Source organism: Providencia rettgeri, from assembly GCF_013702265.1.
Taxonomy (GTDB): domain Bacteria; phylum Pseudomonadota; class Gammaproteobacteria; order Enterobacterales; family Enterobacteriaceae; genus Providencia; species Providencia zhijiangensis.
Window position 1 is genome coordinate 2764045 of record NZ_CP059348.1, and the last position, 17275, is coordinate 2781319.

21 protein-coding genes, 1 tRNA gene and 8 pseudogenes are annotated in these 17275 nt (G+C 40.5%); 13 read left to right on the top strand and 17 right to left on the bottom strand.

The annotated features are described in order from the left end of the window. Positions 1–814 precede the first annotated feature (814 nt). A complete protein-coding gene (locus H0913_RS19005; RefSeq protein WP_181477362.1) occupies positions 815–1024 on the bottom strand; it encodes an ATP-binding protein in 210 nt (69 codons plus the stop codon). 590 nt (positions 1025–1614) lie between these two features. After that, on the bottom strand, positions 1615–1920 hold the full coding sequence (locus tag H0913_RS12685; protein WP_181477363.1) for a helix-turn-helix domain-containing protein: 306 nt from the start codon (positions 1918–1920) through the stop codon (positions 1615–1617). A 46-nt stretch (positions 1921–1966) separates the two neighbouring features. On the opposite strand from H0913_RS12685, the gene H0913_RS12690 reads away from it, so the two are divergent. From H0913_RS12690 to H0913_RS19015, 3 genes and pseudogenes are all read left to right on the top strand, one after another. Then, positions 1967–2664 (top strand): IS1 family transposase gene (locus H0913_RS12690; protein ID WP_181477364.1). Its coding sequence is split into 2 segments (ribosomal slippage): positions 1967–2216 and positions 2216–2664, totalling 699 coding nucleotides; the frame shifts between segments, so codons are not numbered across the junction. Further along, positions 2664–2846 carry a DUF4396 domain-containing protein gene (locus H0913_RS19010; RefSeq protein WP_420720247.1) on the top strand — a complete coding sequence of 61 codons (183 nt, stop codon included), beginning with the start codon at positions 2664–2666 and terminating at the stop codon, positions 2844–2846. Before H0913_RS12690 ends, H0913_RS19010 begins: the two co-directional genes overlap by 1 nt. 91 nt (positions 2847–2937) lie before the next feature. Next, a pseudogene (locus H0913_RS19015) lies at positions 2938–3135 on the top strand (DUF4396 domain-containing protein). A 213-nt stretch (positions 3136–3348) separates the two neighbouring features. On the opposite strand, the gene H0913_RS19020 reads toward H0913_RS19015, so the two are convergent. Continuing rightward, positions 3349–3405, bottom strand: coding sequence for a hypothetical protein (locus H0913_RS19020; RefSeq protein WP_072037157.1), 57 nt, complete (start codon positions 3403–3405; stop codon positions 3349–3351). A 310-nt stretch (positions 3406–3715) separates the two neighbouring features. Between H0913_RS19020 and H0913_RS12715 the strand changes: the two genes are divergently transcribed. The 3 genes and pseudogenes from H0913_RS12715 to H0913_RS18670 form a co-directional block, all read left to right on the top strand. Continuing rightward, entirely contained in the window at positions 3716–3862 is a 147-nt protein-coding gene (locus H0913_RS12715) for a hypothetical protein (RefSeq protein ID WP_181477367.1), read from the top strand. A 204-nt stretch (positions 3863–4066) separates the two neighbouring features. Next, complete coding sequence (locus tag H0913_RS12720) at positions 4067–4348, top strand: hypothetical protein (protein WP_181477368.1); 282 nt, start codon at positions 4067–4069, stop codon at positions 4346–4348. Further along, positions 4345–4521: pseudogene (locus H0913_RS18670) on the top strand (IS3 family transposase); the annotation flags it as partial. The gene H0913_RS12720 and the pseudogene H0913_RS18670, both read left to right, overlap by 4 nt. A 150-nt stretch (positions 4522–4671) precedes the next feature. On the opposite strand, the gene H0913_RS12730 reads toward H0913_RS18670, so the two are convergent. Next, positions 4672–5652, bottom strand: a complete 981-nt coding sequence (locus H0913_RS12730) for an IS5-like element ISEc68 family transposase (protein WP_000082736.1) — start codon at positions 5650–5652, stop codon at positions 4672–4674. A 499-nt stretch (positions 5653–6151) separates the two neighbouring features. On the opposite strand from H0913_RS12730, the gene H0913_RS12735 reads away from it, so the two are divergent. Continuing rightward, complete coding sequence (locus tag H0913_RS12735) at positions 6152–6283, top strand: entericidin A/B family lipoprotein (RefSeq protein ID WP_181477370.1); 132 nt, start codon at positions 6152–6154, stop codon at positions 6281–6283. Between the two features lie 180 nt (positions 6284–6463). Next, complete coding sequence (locus H0913_RS12740; protein WP_181477371.1) at positions 6464–6697, top strand: DUF1161 domain-containing protein; 234 nt, start codon at positions 6464–6466, stop codon at positions 6695–6697. A 563-nt stretch (positions 6698–7260) separates the two neighbouring features. Here the strand turns inward: H0913_RS12740 and H0913_RS18705 are convergent. The 7 genes and pseudogenes from H0913_RS18705 to H0913_RS12765 all read right to left on the bottom strand — a co-directional run bounded on the left by H0913_RS18705 (position 7261) and on the right by H0913_RS12765 (position 11051). Beyond that, positions 7261–7404: a hypothetical protein gene (locus tag H0913_RS18705; RefSeq protein WP_269749710.1), complete on the bottom strand. Its 144-nt coding sequence runs from the start codon at positions 7402–7404 to the stop codon at positions 7261–7263. Next, positions 7404–7832: a lysozyme gene (locus H0913_RS12745; protein WP_282552285.1), complete on the bottom strand. Its 429-nt coding sequence runs from the start codon at positions 7830–7832 to the stop codon at positions 7404–7406. Before H0913_RS12745 ends, H0913_RS18705 begins: the two co-directional genes overlap by 1 nt. After that, positions 7813–8013 carry a phage holin family protein gene (locus H0913_RS12750; protein WP_181477372.1) on the bottom strand — a complete coding sequence of 67 codons (201 nt, stop codon included), beginning with the start codon at positions 8011–8013 and terminating at the stop codon, positions 7813–7815. Before H0913_RS12750 ends, H0913_RS12745 begins: the two co-directional genes overlap by 20 nt. 793 nt (positions 8014–8806) lie before the next feature. Beyond that, positions 8807–8884: transfer RNA gene (locus tag H0913_RS12755), tRNA-OTHER, on the bottom strand. 324 nt (positions 8885–9208) lie between these two features. Further along, positions 9209–9313, bottom strand: a pseudogene (locus H0913_RS18675) (cold-shock protein); the annotation flags it as partial. A 12-nt stretch (positions 9314–9325) separates the two neighbouring features. After that, positions 9326–9538, bottom strand: coding sequence for an RNA chaperone/antiterminator CspA (gene cspE / locus H0913_RS12760; RefSeq protein WP_036952486.1), 213 nt, complete (start codon positions 9536–9538; stop codon positions 9326–9328). A gap of 517 nt (positions 9539–10055) precedes the next feature. Then, on the bottom strand, positions 10056–11051 hold the full coding sequence (locus tag H0913_RS12765; RefSeq protein WP_181477373.1) for a YbgA family protein: 996 nt from the start codon (positions 11049–11051) through the stop codon (positions 10056–10058). 185 nt (positions 11052–11236) lie between these two features. On the opposite strand from H0913_RS12765, the pseudogene H0913_RS12770 reads away from it, so the two are divergent. Then, positions 11237–11374: pseudogene (locus H0913_RS12770) on the top strand (integrase); the annotation flags it as partial. Positions 11375–11556: 182 nt separating this feature from the next. Here H0913_RS12770 and H0913_RS12775 read toward each other — a convergent pair. Further along, complete coding sequence (locus tag H0913_RS12775) at positions 11557–11793, bottom strand: helix-turn-helix domain-containing protein (protein WP_181477374.1); 237 nt, start codon at positions 11791–11793, stop codon at positions 11557–11559. 189 nt (positions 11794–11982) lie between these two features. Between H0913_RS12775 and H0913_RS12780 the strand changes: the two are divergent. From H0913_RS12780 to H0913_RS12790, 3 genes and pseudogenes are all read left to right on the top strand, one after another. After that, positions 11983–12434, top strand: a pseudogene (locus H0913_RS12780) (type B chloramphenicol O-acetyltransferase); the annotation flags it as partial. 65 nt (positions 12435–12499) lie between these two features. Next, positions 12500–12634 carry a transposase gene (locus H0913_RS19025; protein WP_112837557.1) on the top strand — a complete coding sequence of 45 codons (135 nt, stop codon included), beginning with the start codon at positions 12500–12502 and terminating at the stop codon, positions 12632–12634. A 417-nt stretch (positions 12635–13051) separates the two neighbouring features. Next, a pseudogene (locus H0913_RS12790) lies at positions 13052–13536 on the top strand (IS1 family transposase); the annotation flags it as partial. A gap of 70 nt (positions 13537–13606) precedes the next feature. Here the strand turns inward: H0913_RS12790 and H0913_RS12795 are convergent. Next, positions 13607–13934, bottom strand: a pseudogene (locus H0913_RS12795) (ISKra4 family transposase); the annotation flags it as partial. Positions 13935–13960: 26 nt separating this feature from the next. On the opposite strand from H0913_RS12795, the pseudogene H0913_RS12800 reads away from it, so the two are divergent. After that, positions 13961–14455 (top strand): annotated as a pseudogene (locus tag H0913_RS12800) (recombinase family protein); the annotation flags it as partial. A 27-nt stretch (positions 14456–14482) separates the two neighbouring features. Here H0913_RS12800 and fghA read toward each other — a convergent pair. The 4 genes from fghA to frmR form a co-directional block, all read right to left on the bottom strand. Further along, on the bottom strand, positions 14483–15319 hold the full coding sequence (gene fghA / locus H0913_RS12805; protein ID WP_181478783.1) for an S-formylglutathione hydrolase: 837 nt from the start codon (positions 15317–15319) through the stop codon (positions 14483–14485). Positions 15320–15384: 65 nt separating this feature from the next. Next, positions 15385–15783 (bottom strand): VOC family protein, encoded by a 399-nt coding sequence (locus H0913_RS12810; RefSeq protein WP_181477375.1) that lies wholly within the window; start codon positions 15781–15783, stop codon positions 15385–15387. A gap of 41 nt (positions 15784–15824) precedes the next feature. Continuing rightward, the gene (frmA, locus tag H0913_RS12815) at positions 15825–16934 is read right to left on the bottom strand and encodes an S-(hydroxymethyl)glutathione dehydrogenase (protein WP_181477376.1); all 1110 of its coding nucleotides are present in this window, start codon (positions 16932–16934) and stop codon (positions 15825–15827) included. Positions 16935–16964: 30 nt separating this feature from the next. Next, positions 16965–17240, bottom strand: a complete 276-nt coding sequence (frmR, locus tag H0913_RS12820) for a formaldehyde-responsive transcriptional repressor FrmR (protein WP_006814901.1) — start codon at positions 17238–17240, stop codon at positions 16965–16967. Between the last annotated feature and the right edge of the window lie 35 nt (positions 17241–17275).

Below are 17275 nucleotides of genomic sequence, written 5' to 3' on the forward strand. Positions count from 1 at the left end.
ATGTTAAATATCGTTTACCTTTCATTGATATTTTGTTCTTTATAGTAATTTTTAGTTCATTGTCATTCCTAGTCGTCGCCCCAAATAGCATGTAAGATTTCGCCCAGTTCAACTCCCGTCTGGGCATTTTTTTATCTCATATATTGACTTAATGCAGTTAATAACTACTAAAACCATATCCACACCATCATTTGAAATATTTCATTTCTTTTTATTACATATTGAAACTTATAAATCTATTATTCTGGATAGGTCGGTAATGACGGCAGTAAGAAGAATGATAATGAAAGTTCTATATTACTACTCGCTAGCCCACTCTCCCTATCGATATATGGGCTATTTTTTTACCCTTCTTACTTCAATTTTTCGTATTGCTTACTTAGCAACCGAAAAACGTTATCAAATTTGGCACAAATATAATGCCTCCAACTAATGAGAATAAAATCAGCATAATAACTCGAAATAATTAATATTGTTGTTACTGGCAGTGTAAAAATGCTCCCCAGTACAGATGCTTTTAGCTTTTCCTTTTGTCGATAACGTCCTCACCTGATATTACATATGGTTGAGTGTGTAGCAGAGAATCTAAGATTGCGTTGTCAATAAATAAACACCGAACATTTAGCGCGAATCTGTGCCTCTTTTGCTTGAAAATAAGACTAAGGCTCCCTTTTTCATACGTCGGTTCAATAATCGGAAGAATAAGCTGGCTTACTCCCTAGTCATTAAAAGATCGCCTATTTCGTTTAAGATCAATACATGGGCATAACTTAGCTATCGCAACTGCCTTATAATCGATTTTTCTGCTTCGTTTTCATCTGTGTCCCGCCAGCTTATCTAATGGCATAAAGATGACTCTATACCCAGTATCAGTGACTGTCACTATAAGAACAACAGCAAGATGGGTTTTCCCTACATCAGATGACCTTAGTACGATCACATTCTTACAGCGTTCTACGAACGCTAGCTCTCTAGCGACATTATGCTCCCCCTCTCGCCGGAAGCTGAAGTCGAAGGACTCCAATGTTTTATTCAGGGTAAATAAGCCAGTTTCAACGCGAGATATTTGTATTTTACCTATGTTATTATCTCAAGATAAAACAATCCAATGTGTTATCGTATTCAAATAACAGCTTAGCGGACCGGATGATCGACATAGTCCAGTATAAAATGCTGAAAGCGGGCTAAAAATAGAAAAATCAAGCAGTGTGTTTAATTTTTATTGTTCTCACGTTTGGTAAGCTATCTCAATTTGAGTGGTTTTATCATCAACCAGATTGACTTCGCTGTGCTCAAAACCCAGCTTGCGAGTTTAATTTATACAAGGAAAGTATTATGCATCTTTGGAGTATTTTAGGGTTAGGGCTGTTAATTATCGTAATGATTACCTTGGTAAACTACGTGTTTCTTCGTTCGTTTGTAGGGCCGCTTTACTGAATGTTGTTCAGATAAAGAGAGATTGTTCTCCGCACAGCCCGAGGTATAGTAGCCTGGTTGCAGAAAAGGGGTCCTCTCAAATATGTGAGGTTTCCCCCTTTATTCACTGACTCACAGCGAGCTCGTTTCCCGTGCATTATGTGCGTTGATTGCGAATTTGCCTCTTTATCTTCGACTTTACTTCTCCTGTAGAACCGAGTCTAACGGATGAGGAGACACCATGTCTTCATGGTTGATTACAGACGTATCGTGATGGTTCTTTTCGGCTTGTAACTCACCCAAAAAATCGTGAATGTCAAGGGTTAAAGCATGGCAGTAATTAATGAGAGTATCTAAATCAATTTTATTGATACCGTGCTCATACCGAAATAATTGCAGATCACGTTTGTTTATTTTTTGGCGGGTATCATGCCGTTTATAGCCTTGAGAGGCGCGTTCAGCTTTCAGTTTAGCGCCCACTAAAGCAGATGGTCGTGTATTCAATCCGGTGATTAACCTGTAATATAGGGTAATTTACCGGAGAATATTCATGGCTAAAGTTGATGTAAGGTGCCCATTTTGTCAACAAACTCCCTCAGTGAAAAAACATGGCTTAGGGAGCACTGGTCATCAACGTTATCGCTGCCAAGACTGCCGCCGAAGCTTCCAACTCGACTATGAGTATCGAGCCTGCCAGCCCGGTACCAAAGATAAAATTATCGACCTCACGATGAATAATGCCGGTATTCGTGATACCGCTAGAGCCCTTCATATCAGCATTAATGCGGTTGTTCGCACTTTAAAAAACTCTCGCCGAGGCAGGTAACCTCTTTACCTCTTGATAATCTGCACATTGAACTCCTTTGCAAAGTCGATGAACAGTGGTCTTTTGTAGCTAATAAGAAGCAACAACGCTGGCTTTGGTATGCGTGGGAGCCCCGCCTAAAACGGATTATTGCTCATACGCTTGGTCGTCGAAACAAAAGGACTCTTCGCCAGTTACTGGCTTTACTGTCTCGGTTTAATGTGGCTTTTTGGTGCACGGATAAGTTCAGTACTTATGAGATATTGCCTAAACAAAAACACGTAGCAAGTAAGTTTTATACCCAACGAATAGAAAGAGAGAATCTGAACTTAAGAAATCGCTTAAAGCGTCTTAACCGTAAGACGTTAGGTTACTCTAAGTCGCCCGAAATGCATGACAAAATCATCGGCACATTCATCGAGAGGGAGCATTACCTATTGTGATGATCTCTATATTGAATACACGACCCACTGTTATTACATGGAAAAATATTTTTAAAACAAGTACTCATTGTGGTGCTAGATGTACTTTGGCGGACATCATCGGCGAAGTTATTGTTCTGTTTATTCCTGTAATCATATTTGGAAGTTTTATCTATGGAAGCTGGCTTTTAGTTTTGTTTTGACCCTGATCATTGGCATTTATTTTCAATACTTACCAGGCCGTGAAATGGGATTAGGAAAAATAGAAACTTTAAAAAAGCCATTCAAGCAGATTTGCTATCCGTTATTGCATGGCAAGTAGGAATGTACATTTGGATGGGATTAGTTTTCTTTGTCTTTTTTACACCTTAAATAAGCAGAATGACTGCAGCATATTGATTTATGATGCAAATAGCCATGATATGTGGATTCATGACGACATACCCTATGAATTGGTATTTAGCTAAAAAAGGTATTAAACATGTAATGTAACCTGATATCAATTTAAGCCATTACTTGAATTTCTGTTTTTTCAGCATTTGAGATACTCAGTGATGGCTTTTCTGGTTTTAACCCAGAAACCCTCAATTCTCCAGTAAATTCAACATAAAACTCTGTCGGTTAAGCATTCAATGTATTGATGTTTATCAAATATTTTAATGAAAGTTTCCATATTTTTGTCATGCATTTCAGCAGCCTCTTTATTCAGTTTCTTAAATTAGGATTTTGACGTTCTATTCCCTGCGTAAATCGTTTACTCATCAAGTGCTTCTCCTTTGGTAATAACGGGTAAGCTCGGTAATATCGATACACCAAAACAGAATATCAAGCTTAGAAAGCATCCTTAATAATTTTTGCAGACTCTTGAGACTCCGTGCGCCCAGTATACGCTATTCTAGGTTTTAACTGAGATGACCAGTCATACCATAACTGTTGTCGATTTTTGTTACCGACAAGCGCTCAGATCCCGTCCATTTTTCTAAAAATGTAAACCTGTAAATTCTGCAAAGACAGTATTATTATCTGACAAGACTTGAGTTTTTAAAGTGCGCATGACCCTATCAATGCTGATATGCAAAATCCAAACCGTGTAACGGATGACCACATTATTCATCGTCAGTACAACTACTTACTCTCTGATACTGGACTAAAAGGTACGCCAACGGCGTCTGACAGCGGCAACTGGGATAACCGACATTGCCGGAGCCATGCTTTTTAACAGCCTCAATTAATCCTTCAGTGAAACGAGAGCAGCACCGAACCTCAACAAAAATGTATGGAATACTCGACCAGTTCAGAGGCTTTTAGGTTGTCATATATAAAATAATTAACATCCCCTCTGAGTTCAGCAATCATTGTTTAATATTAATCATTTTTTGTAGAATAAATCATTCAACCTATTAGAACATAAAGAGAATTGGCTATGAAAAAAACATTTTTAATGTCTATTTTTTGCATTGCAGCACTATCATTAAGCGCATTTGCAGTAAAAAATGACTCAACAGAATTCAAAGGTCTTGGCTTTACATATAACTCCAATATTGAAAAAACAGATGATGGCAACTATGTAGCTTCAGTAGAAGCCGCACCAGATGCAGGTCGAGAAAATGGCGCAGTAGCTTATGCAACTACAAACGCATCCAATTACTGCCAGAAACAAAATAAAGCACTAAAAGTGCTAAGTGATGAAAGAAGCTCAAATTAGAGAGATTGACCGATAATGGTTCAGCATATCTAACCCATGAAATGCGGTGGTTCGCTAAACAAGTTGGTTTATCCCCTAGACATACGGCGGTACATAGTCCCCAAAGTAACAGTATTTCAGAACTCTTTGTAAAAATCATGAAGCAAGACTACGTAAGTTTAATGCCAAAACCTAAGGAAGCTGCGATTAAGTGGTCCGCAGCTCCCGATATGACGCCCCAAACCGTCCTTTATCGACGTCCTGTGGCTCAATTTTCCAATTTTCAGCCCAAAATCGTCTCTTCGTGGCTGATTTTGGCCCTGTTTCAGGCCAATTTCCTCATTTCAGGTAGATCTCGCCTGTGCCCGTATCAATTGGTCAACTCGAACCAGGTTCGCCAGGGTGAATAACATCGCCAGTTGACTGTCATTTTTAGCCAGCCCCTTGTACCTGGCTTTGACGAAACCAAACTGACATTTTACTATCCGAAATGGATGCTCAACCTTCGCTCGGATACTCGCTTTCAGGTATTCGTAACGGATGGCCAGCTTGTTCTTGCGCGGGTGTTGCTTCAATGCATTCACTTTGCCGGGACGCTTGGCGATAAGCCAGTCTGCGCTGACATCGCTGAGCTCATCGCGCTTTTCGGCCCCCTGATAACCAGCATCGGCTGAGATAAACTCTTCATCGCCATGCAGTAACTTGCCAACCTGATTGAGGTCGTGCTCGTTAGCCGCCGTGGTCACCAGACTGTGGGTCAGGCCACTTTTGGCGTCCACGCCAATGTGCGCTTTCATGCCGAAGTACCACTGGTTACCTTTCTTGGTCTGGTGCATGTCTTCATCACGGCTGTTGTGTTTGTTTTTGGTAGAGCTGGGGGCTTGAATGATGGTGGCATCCACCAAGGTGCCCTGGGTCATTAGAACGCCACACTCTGCTAGCCAGTGATTAACGGTACTGAAGATTTTGCGGGCCAGTTCATGCTGCTCCAGCAAATGCCGGAAATTCATGATGGTAGTGCGGTCTGGAATGGCTTTATCCAGTGACAGGCGAGCAAATTGGCGCATGGAGGCGATTTCATAGAGGGCATCTTCCATGGCCTCATCGCTCAGGTTGTACCATTGCTGCATGCAGTGAATACGCAGCATGGTTTCCAGCGGATAGGGCCTGCGACCATTACCGGCCTTGGGATACACAGGCTCGATAACGCCAAGTAATTTGTCCCAGGGAAGCAAGTCATCCATTCTGCCAAGGAAAACTTCTTTGCGGGTCTGGCGGCGTTTACTGGAAAACTCACTATCGGCAAAAGTCAGTTGCTGGCTCATCCGGTTACTCATTCTGGGTTCAGGTTACAATACGATGATCTCACATCTCGGACTTATTCGCACCTTCCCTAGGGCCATTTGCTGCGAACCACGCCTTGCATCCAAGCCAGTAAGCCGACGCAGACCACACATGGGACTTGTTCGCACCTTCCCTAACCAGTGTGGTAAAGCGATTGATGATAATATTAAAAGAATACCGACTAAAAGGTATTGAAAAACATGAAGCATACGGATAAATAACTCTTTTAATATCATAGAGCGTCCCCCTTATTGCTAATGTTATTTTATTATCAAAATGAATAGCACCACCTAAAATATAGCAGCTCTTTTTAATTTGTCAGATATCATATCTCACTAAAGCACTTAGCTATTGCTTATAATCATCTATCACGTTACGCGGGTAGGATCACATATCGTTCCAATAAACAATCAAATTATTCTGCTATAATGAAAGACGACCTTTGTAGCTTATAACCTCACACAATGTAAGGAAGGAAGTATGATTAAAAAATTCAGTTTCCTCATATGCTCACTAGTTATCGTTATGAACTTGGCTGCCTGCAATACGACTAAAGGCGTAGGTAAAGATATAAAAGCTGGTGGAGAAGCAATACAAAGGGCTGCAGAGTAAAATCTTACTTTTACCCAACCCTTGAGGCTTAGATACAACCTCTTATGCCTCAATTTTCAAAAAATAAAATACCATGGCTAGCGTTAATTGATAAAATCAAATATTTCACTTAAGATGGATAGTTGAACTTATCATAGTGCGTTATTATTAACTGACTCTAACTTACAAGGGATATTACATATGAAAAGAAAAATAATTACAGCAATATTAATAACATTATTTATTCCAGTCATTGCGAGTGCTTCGTGCGAAAGCGTTGTTGAAGAAATTACGCAAAAAATTATTAACAATGGTGTCCCAAGCGATAGCTTTACCATTACTGTCGTTTCAAATGAAGAAGCAGCTTCACAACAAGGTACTGTTGTAGGTAACTGTTCTAATGAAACACAAAAGATTATTTATACAAAAAAATAATTTGCCCCAAAAGGGCTCGTCACGGAGCCCTTCCATTTTAAACGTAAAACATGGGCGTCTCAAATTATAGCTTAATAGAATTAGCTGAAAATCCCAACCAAAGTCACCCTTCTTGTTCTTGCTTCTGCATTATTCGCATTGATATCAATACAATTCTAGTTACCGCAAAAATATTCTGAAACCTCAAAAATACCTTTAAGACGGTCAAAATTATAATATCTGATTGAGATTACTACTTTTTTTATGTAGTAGTCACTTATAGTTAATGTATAGTGACGCTCTATTCATAAGCAGTTATTTTCTATTTTTCCCCGATATTTGGGGCTTTTCTTTGTTGTTCAATTTCTCGTATTGCTTTCCTATTGAAAATATACTTATACTATTAGATTAAACTTTCATTACATAAGAGAACTGTATCAATATATATATGTATAATCGCTATCAATGCGACAATAAATAACAATACGCTGACTTTATTCATGGCGATTACCATAAAGACGTTTAAAAATTAACTTGCCGACCTTTGTAATGCTCGATAGCTTTTTGGCAACGCTTCTCTAAACTTACCTTGTCAGTGCCACCACAAGTGTCGTCTCGAAGTGCGTATACACCAATTGCCCAGTAGATGGGTAGACAGATAATAAAGGAGGATACGCATAAGCAAACTCGCCAAGCCACACGGTTTTTTCTACCTCTCGTCTCGTCATTAGCCCTTTCCACGCCTTCCCCCTGCATATATCCAGCGTTTTAGTTCATGACATGCGCCAGCTTGGTCACCAGCATTAAGTTTTTTAAGTAATGTTGAGCGCGAGAAAGCACCTATTCCCACGTTATAAGTAAATGAATAAAGTCCCGCCCTGGTGTAATCAGGAATATTGATTTTAATTAAGGGATTTACTGCTTTAGCGACGATTGCTAAGTCTTTTTCCAGTAACTCGTCACACTCGACTTTTGTATAGGTTTTCGTCGGAATAATGTCAGAACCTGTATGCCCATAACACACAGTAAGAACACCGCCTACATCACGGTAGGGTTTGGGCGCATATCCCTCAAAATTAGTCACCATTGCAACAGTTAATGCCATCAGCCCACCTGTCACAGCGGCTATTTTTATTTTATTTGGTATCTTTGCCACTGTTATCCTCTCTTAATTTGAATTCTTTCCGTTTGTAGTACCAATTCACCAAGAAGGTAGCGACAGTACAGATAATCCCGATGAGCACCGCCCACTGGTCTAGTGATAACGCCCCAGCTGCAGTAGTGATAACTCCAAGAGCATAAGAAAAGGGGCTTGAGTATTTTTCGTGCATACACATATCCACCCCTGCGGAGTGTTCCAATATTTGGTTAATAGAAGTCCACCTGCTATAAAAACTAGAAGGTGTTAATGAAGTCAGTTGAAATTTAGGCAATAAAAAAGGTCACCGAAGTGACCTTAGTAAATTCTAGATAATTAATTTTTTTTCTTACCAGTTATAGCATCATAAACAACACTTAAACCATAAATAATAATGGCTAGAGGCAACCCCCACTTCACATCTCCGGAGATGACACCATAATTTTCGAGTAATGTAATTATGCCCGCGAAGACAATAAATATACCAAAAAACATAAATACCTCATTCATGTATATGTGAGGACACCATTATACATAAAGATTAATTTAGCTTACATCTTGAATAGAGATAGCCGCACACAATCACCATTCGTCAAATGAATTAGATTGATTAAAATATTGAGGTAATCGCGTATTTAGCGCACCAAAAAAGACTTAAATCTAAACAGTACAATTATGATTTACTAACTTTAGCTTTGAACGACGAATTCAAACAAAAAACTGCACTAGGTAGGATATTTTCATCGTATTACCTCGCACTTCTACTGGTGCAACATGCACATATTTTAATAAGGTTATATCCTGAAGCTTTAGCTGCTGCTATTGCATGTATAGCATTAAATAGGTTACCTAGGTAGAAACGATTTGAAGTCATCGGCATTTGTTTACAGCCAACTTTGTGTATTTTGTAATTACCTTTTGGTCCCATCGTCGTCTGAATGTAATAGTTCATACATCTCCGCATTTATATTGTACAAAAGATTTATAACTTATGGACCGCCATCGAGGTATCGAACCCCGACTCTTAGTTTTGCTAAGACTAAATACTCTTCCAATTGAGTTAATGGCGGAATGATTTTACATCCAGTAGACCAATGCAAGAGAGGCTAAAAGCAGCCCTAAAATAGTTAGTGCATTTTGCGTTAGTGACAAAATTCGTTGATAAAAGGTAGGTAAGTTCATAGGTGATCCCTTAGGAAATGAATCCTTTGGATACCGCATCTATTTTTAAAATAAAAACTCGCAACTGCAAGATTTGCTTTTATAGCAATGAGGTATGATGTCACAGCTATTGTAACACATAACTCTCTCACTGGGGGGATTGTAATGATATATAAAACAAAAAACCCCACTTTTGAGGGGTTTTATAATCTATATGTTATTTAAGCTGGCTTCATATTGGATTTACAAAAAATACATTTAGCGCCATATGGATTGCTTTTTGATACATCAAAGTGATAGCGTCTATATTGAGATCCCTTACAACAAGGGCATCTCATATTAATGTTGTCTTAAAGTGCCACCACATTAGCAGCCGCTGGACCTTTTGCGCCATTTTCTACCGAAAAGCTGACTTTTTGTCCATCATATAATGTTTTGAAATCATCGCTTTGAATCGCAGAGAAGTGAACAAATACATCTTTGCTCCCATCTTCAGGAGAGATGAAACCAAAACCTTTAGATTCGTTAAACCACTTTACTAAACCTGTCATTGTATTAGACATAGAATTTCCTTTAATTTTTTGATTGCCATAAGGCATAGATGAGGTTTGATTTTTATTTTTACTTATGGGAATTAATTATAAGGAATTCGCAATGAAGGGGTATCTTAGATAACGCTAAATGGTGAACAACTTTAAACTGACTAGCATAAATAGGCCTGTACTTCCAAACCGATGACTTGATTAAGCCATACAAACACTGGGATAGCAAATTTAATTTTCACTCTCACCATAAAAGCGTTGATTTTGCTTAAGACACCACACATTCATCATCAATAACTTTTCCAAACAAATCATATTGATAGCAAACTTATTATCAATCCAATTATTTTTGCAATAGTATTGATTTGATTAACTGAGGTTACATATGAAAAATCCTCGCTAGGTGACTTATGTAAATATGAATGATTTCGTTCATCCCGACAGTTATACGCTAACATAGCTTTTATGTTCAATATTCATATGACTGGAAGAACCAATCATATGAATAACTTTGAAATTCTGAGAATTATTTTTAATATCATAACCCATATCGCAGTCTTAATGACTGAGGATAAGGATGGAAATATTTTTGATTATTCAAATAGTTATCAGGGTACTCAGATAAATAGTGCGTAATTAATGTTAATGGAGCCAATAAAGGCTGTGTTCCTTGGCGGTATTCGAGGATTAACTTACTCAATGCTTGCCTTTGGTTTGATGTCAGATAGCGTTTAAAGTAACCTTGGATATGCATAAGCACATTAGTGTGATTGCGCCTAGTCGCTTGGTGTTGTAATAAATTCATAAACTTATTTCGATACTCATCAAAATAAGAGTCGATTGAATCCCATTCATTGTTACTAGCAACAAAACGACCAAGTTCTCGATAAAGAGGTTGTGAATGAGCCAATAAAAGGAGCTTATATCGAGTATGAAAGTCGATTAATGAGTGACGATTGAAGGCGTTTTTCTTTAGTTCATTTAGCTCATGAAGAGCAAATACCCGTATAATAAAATTTTCTCGAATATGAGGATCGCTTAACCTGCCATCTTCCTCAACAGGCAACCAAGGCATTGCTTTGAATAATTGTTCAGTAAAAAGCCCCATTCCAGACTTTTTATTACCATTGCCAACTGAATCATATACTCGAACCCTTTCCAAGCCACAGCTAGGTGAGTTTTTACATACAATATAACCACTTAAATCTGAAAGCCTACTCAAATAGTCAGTCGAAAACTGAAGCATCTCTTCAGTTAAATCGCCTTCACGACCATCGCTGAATTTGAGTCTAACGCTATTTTCGTCAGATTTAACTAGCCTCAATGCAGGTCTAGGTGTTGGTAAACCAATCGCCATTTCCGGGCATGCTTGTTGGTATTCGAAATAATCTGATAACTCATCTACAGCAAAGTGAAAGCGCTTATGACCACCATCAAATCTAACGCTATCACCCAATAAGCATGAGCTAATACCTACAGTGATTTTTTTATCTGATGTATTGCTTATATCACTAGAGGTAAGAAGATTAACCATTATTGCCACCTTATATGAAATCACTTATATACGAAATTGATTTATAATAATAATTGAATTCATATTAGTAACATTGCACTTTATTTACTAGCTTTATAAATCACTACTCCACACTCTAATAAAACAAACAAAAAAGCCCCTCTGAAGTGAGACTCATAAACTGCTGACGTTGTAGTCATTCTTAGGCTATTCTAGAGCTAATGAAACCACTCAGTAGTCATCGGGAGTTTATCTTCCCAAGCCGTATCAAGCCTACCCAACCAATGAACAGTCAAACCGTCAATGCGGCTTTAAAGCGTGCCGAATTCTGTGGTGTGTTGGTAGACTGGAGATCTAAGGGTCCAGTCTAAAAAGCAACCAATCGGGAATATAAATAATAATATTATCATCAAAAACTTAGCGCCTATTGTGTATCTCATTTTCTCTGCTCTACCTGAATAGAAAATATTAAATCGAGTGAACATCCCGCTGATAATCTGAAAACAAATATCAGTCGAACTAATATTCAAAGATAATCTTTTTCTGACGGAAATAGAGTAACCATTAACTCTTTTGGCGATATATCCAACACCTTGCAATAACGAAGTATTGTTTCAATTGAAAGACAGCATACCCCTCTTTCATATCGGGATATTTGTTGTTGGCTGACGCTCATTTTTTTCGCAACTTCTATTCCCGTCAATGATTCAGAAATACGTTTACTCCTAAAAAACTCACCTAATACAGCATTAATATTTCTCATATCATTTAAACCTATCTATATGACATTAAATGTTTTATGTATATTCTAAATTACCAAGGTTATTTTTGGTTGTGACTTTCAGTCTGTATGATAGCATAGTACACATTTTAGGTGTACCATTAATTGCAAATAAGGTGTATCAACTCGGACTATTCCAACCCAATAACCGCTTAAAAATGGCAACCCGCAATGATCTCTAACAAAACAAATAATTTTTTTGAAAGCCCTTTTAAGGGGATCCCTTTAGACAAACAATAACCAATAAAAATATCATCGTTGGTCGATACAGTTATTACTCCGGTTACTACCACGCCCATGACTTCAATGATTGTGTTCGCTATCTGCTGCCTGATACCGAAGTGGATAAATTAATCATAGTCAGTTTTTGCTCTATTGGATCGTGAGCTTCTTTTATCATGGCGGGAAACCAAGGTCATCAGCATGATTGAGTAAGCACATTCCCTTTTAACTGGCTAGAGGGTTATCCTGAGTTTGAATCTGCGAATAATGTTTACATCCCCTCTGGAGATACTGTCATCGGCAAGGATGTTTGGATAGTTACGGAATCGATGATAATGCTGGGTGTACATATCGGTGATGGTGCAATCATTGGTAGTAGGGCACTTATCACACACGATGTTCTGATCTGCTTTAATCAAACAGGACACTTTAATAATGGAATATAATCCAATTATTGAGGTGTTAAATAAAAAAACGAACAAATAGATTTTATACCGTTGAGTTTAAGCAAGAGGCGGTCGCATTAGTCACCGAGCAAGGTTATAGCTTGCCAAAAGCGGCAGATTCTTTAGGGATCACCGATCAATTACTTTATAACTGAAAAGCAAAATTTGATTCTGAGCAATCTGGTAGCAGCATGAATTCTGATGAGAGAGCTGAGCTATTAAGGCTTCGAAAGAAAAATAAAGAACTTAGGATGGAGAAAGAGATCTTAAAAAAAGCCTGCGCCCTCCTGCTAAAGGAAACCAAGAGCGTTTAAAACGATTAAGCAATTATCATCACAATTTCCCGTGATGAAGCTCTGCAAGTTAATGACAATAAGTCGTTCTGCCTACTATACGTGGCTTAAACGCCCAGCAAAGTTGATCACCGCAGAACAACTTAGTCTGTACCGTAAAGCCAAAGCCATCTTTGGAGAGAGTCGAAATAGCTTAGGTTATAGAACGTTACGTAAACGGGTCATGTATTCAATCCGGTGAATAGTCTGTAATATAGGGTCATTTACTGGAGAATATTCATGGCTAAAGTTGATGTAAGGTGCCCATTTTGTCAACAAACTCCCTCAGTGAAAAAACATGGCTTAGGGAGTACTGGCCATCAACGTTATCGTTGCCAAGATTGTTGCCGAAGCTTCCAAATTGATTATGAATATCGCACTTGCCAACCCGGTACTAAAGATAAAATTATCGACCTCACGATGAATAATGCAGGTATTCGAGATACCGCTAGAGCCCTTCATATCAGTATTAATGCGGTTGTTCGTACTTTAAAAAACTCTCACCGAGGCAAGTAACTTCTTTACCCTTAGATAATTTGCACATTGAACTCCTTTGCGAAGTCGATGAACAGTGGTCTTTTGTGGCTAACAAGAAGCAACAACGCTGGCTATGGTATGCTTGGGAGCCTCGACTAAAACAGGTTATTGCGCATATTTTTGGTTGTCGAAACAAGAAGATGCTACGCCAGTTACTGGGTTTACTCTCTCGGTTTAATGTGGCTTTTTGAAGTTGTCAACTAATATTGGGCACGCCATTAGACTGTTTGTAGGAGAGCATAAAAATGTGTGGGGTATTTACGCAGCCATTGTATCTAACTTAGTGCTACTTAGTTTAGGATACCAACGGTAAAAGATGTCCTCTAATTCATCATTTAAAACGGCCACTCGGGTTTGTAAAAGATAATGTGCGCCTTCTTGGCTCCACTGCATTTGCTGTTTTTTTTGCCATTCGTTTTGCAATAACTTCATTTACTGTTGATTCCACAAATGCCGTTGAAATGGATTCACCATAGTGATACCGTTCCACATAATTTGGGGTCATAGCTTGGTTATTATCAATATAAGTTATCATTTCCCCTAAATACCGTACCATTTTTTGTACACAAGACAGTCTTAGTTTGGGTTATTTTCCGTTTTCCAAGCGGCCCCCTTGATCGCCCGGAGCTGGGACGTTTATTGATGGACAGTCACAGCAATGATATTTTTGGTCGAGCAAATAGACCGCCTGACACGTCTTAGTAACAGCGACTGGATGACGCTGAAAAAGCAGATAGAACAACACGAGCTGCGGATTGTAAGCCTAGATGTGCCCACCTCATGGCAGACGCTGTCAGATAAAGGTCCTTCGCAGTCTGATCCGATCACCCGTGCCGTAATAACCGCCATCAATAACATGCTTATCGACCTGATGGCCGCAATGTCGCATAAGGACTGGCTGAGTCGCCGGCAACGTCAAAAACAGGGAATTAACGGGCACATACGCTGGGAAAATACCGGGGCAAACAGACCGATCAGGAACAACATAAGAAAGTCCTATATTACCGACAGGTCAAGAAACTTAGCATAAGAGAAACTGCTGAAGCCACCGGTTACAGCACATCTCAGGTCTGCAGAATTAAGGCCCTGTTCAGGCCTGAAAATTAAGCACATTTTCTGAGACTAGAAATCAACTCATGCTGACAACCGGAGCCTTTTGGCATGGTAAGCAATGTGCTCACCAATAAAGCTAGAAATGAAATAATAGCTGTGGTCGTAGCCAGTATGATATCGGAATGACGTGTTGATGTTCATTTCTTTGCACACTCTTTCAAGACTTTTAGTGCGTAACTGCTCTTCATAAAAGGCGTCACTTAATCCCTGGTCAATAAAAATTTCTGGTAATTTCGCACCCTGTAAAATAAGACTGACGGGATCGTAGTGCTCCCACGTTTTTTTATTTTCACCCAGGTATGCGGTGAATGCCTGTTGTCCCCATGGCACCTGAGAAGGTGATACTATTGGTGAAAATGCCGATACACTCACATATTCATCAGGGTTTCGCAGCGACAGAACCAACGCTCCCAGTCCCCCCATGGAGTGACCGAATATTGATTTCCTTGATGTTACAGGTAAATTCTTCATGACAACATCCGGAAGCTCATGGAGAATATAGTCATACATCCTGTAATGCGTATTCCACGGATGTTCCGTCGCGTTCAGATAAAATCCGGCACCCTGGCCCAGATCGTAGCTGTCAGCATCTGCGACATGCTCTCCACGGGGACTGGTATCAGGAACAACGACGATGATGTTGTTCTTGGCAGCATAATGCTGCATACCCGATTTGGTGATGAAATTCTGCTCCGTACAGGTCAGACCCGAGAGCCAGTATAGCACCGGTAGTTTTTCTGTTACTGCTTTGGGCGGAAGATAAACACCGAAATTCATCTCACAATTAAGTGTTTGTGAATTATGGCGGTATACGTTTTGCCAGCCGCCAACGCTGGCATGGTGCTCGATGAGTTCCATCAGTCTCTGTCTCATGGTTATTTCCCCTGACAGGAAGTCAGAGGAGGTATCTTTATAGCCAGACGTCAGATGAACGTATAAGCCGTGATTTTGTTACCCGCAGGGTCTCGCAGGTAGGCTGCATAAGCTCCAAGGAGATGGCTGCGCTGGCCAGGCTGACCTTCTTCTTTCCCTCCGGCGGCAAGGCCCGCGGCGTGGAAATCATCAACTTTTTCGGGACTTGCAGCTGCAAAGCCGACAGTTACGCCGTTGGCCAATGGCGCTTCACCATTGCCCGGACGTGCAATAATAAAGGCTGGCTTTTCGCGACCATAAAGTACCCAGCCATTACCAAACGGGCCGAAGTTATTGATGCCAAGCGTACCGAGGACAGCATCGTAAAAATCAGCGGATTTTTCAACATCGGATGCACCGATGAAGACGTGGGAAAAAACGTCATTACCAGAAATTACAGGTGTTGCCATGATCCATTTCCTTCAATTGGTTTGACTCAGTTAAGACGCTATCAGTAACGGATTACCGTACGGATTGATTTACCTTCATGCATAAGATCGAAGGCCTCATTTATTTCATCCAGCGTCATCGTATGGGTCACAAATGGCTCCAGTTCAATTTCACCCTTCATGGCATCTTCGACCATGACCGGAAGCTGCGTACGACCTTTCACTCCCCCGAAAGCAGAACCTTTCCATACGCGCCCGGTAACTAGCTGGAATGGACGGGTGGAAATCTCCTGTCCGGCGCCGGCCACGCCGATGACTATGGACTGGCCCCAGCCACGGTGAGCACTTTCCAGAGCCGCACGCATAACGTTGACGTTACCGATACATTCAAAGGTGTGGTCAATGCCCCATTTGTTGATTTCAAGCAGCACATCTTTAATCGGTTTGTCATGGTCGTTCGGGTTGATGCAGTCGGTTGCGCCGAACTGACGGGCAAGTTCGAATTTGGCCGGGTTGGTGTCAATAGCGATAATGCGTCCTGCTTTTGCCTGGCGAGCCCCCTGAACGGCAGCTAGACCGATTGCTCCAAGACCAAAAATAGCGACAGAATCTCCAGGCTGTACTTTTGCTGTGTTGTGAACAGCGCCAATCCCGGTAGTCACGCCACAGCCCAGCAGGCAGACGTGTTCATGGTTTGCCTCCGGGTTAATTTTTGCCAGAGAAACCTCGGCTACTACCGTGTACTCACTGAACGTGGAGCATCCCATGTAGTGGTAAAGAGGCTGGCCGTTGTAAGAAAACCGAGTGGTTCCGTCAGGCATCAGTCCTTTACCCTGAGTTTCGCGAACCGATACACAGAGGTTCGTTTTACCGGACTGACAGAATTCACACTCCCCGCATTCGGCGGTGTAAAGCGGAATCACATGGTCTCCCGGCTTTACGCTAGTCACGCCTTCACCGACCTCCACGACGACACCGGCCCCTTCGTGACCGAGAACCAACGGGAAAACGCCCTCAGGATCGTTCCCGGAGAGGGTAAAGGCATCGGTATGGCAGACACCGGTGTGGGTATTTTTAATCAGCACCTCGCCTTTTTTAGGTGGTGCAACATCAATTTCAACAATCTCCAGGGGTTTCCTTGGTGCAAATGCAACGGCAGCACGTGATTTCATATGTAAATTATCCTCAATGTGATGGCTTAGCTATTTAAGATAGGCACGAACCAGTTCAATCGTATCGTCAACGGATTTACTGATTTCATGACTGTAGCTGTCATTCTGGTCAAAGGTTTCCCGTATGTGGCTCTCAAGCACCTCTGCCATAAGACCGTTAGTTGCTCCGCGAACGGCAGCTATCTGCTGAAGAACGGAACGGCATTCAGCACCATTTTCCAGCGCTCTTTCCAGAGCATCAATCTGCCCCCGAATACGGCGAACCCGGGTCAGGACTTTTTTTTTCTCTTCAGGAGTACTGGGCATTGTTTACCTCACTATTTTTGACTTTATATACTATA